This is a genomic window from Pseudomonas sp. FW305-28 (genome assembly GCF_017351395.1).
Classification (GTDB): domain Bacteria; phylum Pseudomonadota; class Gammaproteobacteria; order Pseudomonadales; family Pseudomonadaceae; genus Aquipseudomonas; species Aquipseudomonas fluorescens_AA.
The window spans coordinates 1-336 of sequence record NZ_JACNDD010000316.1; the positions used below are offsets into that span (position 1 = coordinate 1).

At 65.5% G+C, this 336-nt stretch carries 1 protein-coding gene; it reads left to right on the forward strand.

What is annotated here, in order from left to right; all coding sequences use genetic code 11:
* Window positions 1–6: 6 nt before the first annotated feature.
* On the forward strand, window positions 7–336 hold a 330-nt coding region (locus tag J4E53_RS30605; RefSeq protein ID WP_207268303.1), incomplete at its 3' end, for a radical SAM protein.

The window sequence follows — 336 nt, forward strand, 5'->3', positions numbered from 1 at the left end:
CGTGCCCTGCCGCCCAGGCCGGAAGTCGGCCTGCCGCTGTGGCTGCTGGCGGAGCTGACCTATCGGTGCCCGTTGCAATGCCCGTACTGCTCCAACCCGTTGGACTTCGCCGAGCAGGGCAAGGAGCTGAGCACCGAGCAGTGGTTCAAGATCTTTCGCGAAGCCCGGGAGATGGGCGCCGCGCAGCTGGGTTTTTCCGGCGGCGAGCCGCTGGTGCGCCAGGACCTGGCCGAGCTGATCGGCGAGGCGCGCAGGCTGGGTTTCTATACCAACCTGATCACCTCCGGCATCGGCTTGACCGAACAGAAAATCAGTGACTTCAAGAAGGCCGGGCTG